This window comes from Cecembia lonarensis LW9 (assembly GCF_000298295.1).
Taxonomy (GTDB): Bacteria; Bacteroidota; Bacteroidia; order Cytophagales; family Cyclobacteriaceae; genus Cecembia; species Cecembia lonarensis.
The window spans coordinates 1-767 of sequence record NZ_AMGM01000264.1 but is presented as its reverse complement, the minus strand read 5'-3'; the positions used below and the strand labels follow the sequence as shown (position 1 = coordinate 767).

Genomic DNA, 767 nt, shown 5'->3' with positions numbered 1-767 from the left:
GCTAATTTAGCTATACAGATCATCCAAGATGTCCAGTAGGTCAAGATTGAATCGTGAGACGAATGAATAAATTAATGCGAAAAACTACAAGATATTGTGCTTTTGTTATGACTATATTGTTCATTTCAAGCTCGCTTCCTGCTTCGGCTTCCGTGACTGATATAGAACCAGTTGCGAACCAAATAAGCAGTACCGATACCCAGCATGAAGAATCAGATTTTGCCATCAAAAAAGATCGCCATGGCAATGTGGAAATTCGAGATGGCGAAAATTTGGTTGATGTGCAAGAGATTGCGTCAGCAGCATTGCCCGATTTCTTCAAAGTAGAAACCGAAGACGGTACAGCACTCCTCAATGGCTCTCTTCTCGAATCTAAGAATCCAGAAGATCGCGCAGCCGCACTTGTCAGCCCAACGAAAGTTGATCTTCTTTGGCCAGATATGGGAGCAGCAAGAACCTACATTTATCGCGATGAAGTGCTTTTGGCGACCTTGAATGGGGAGACTTCATTTGTAGACACGAGTATCAATCCTGGATCGAAATACGAATATACAGTGACTGCTGAAACGCCGCTGAGTAGGGACGAAATGAATGAATTCGTTACTTCAGATGAGGCTGAGCGCATCGATGCAGGCGAGATGGAAGTCCCAAGCGCTGGTACTACGTGGGGCATACCCGCAACGGTACCTAAAGATTCGACTGACGTCGCAGTAGTTGCCGCCGCGCAGGTTGCCGCAAAGGCTGCTGCCGCACGTACGAGCACGGAA

1 protein-coding gene is annotated in these 767 nt (G+C 46.7%); it reads left to right on the top strand.

Translation table 11 applies throughout. The features are described from left to right. Positions 1-62 precede the first annotated feature (62 nt). Positions 63-767, top strand: a 705-nt coding sequence (locus B879_RS24100; protein ID WP_040401596.1) for a hypothetical protein, incomplete at its 3' end; no start/stop codon positions are given.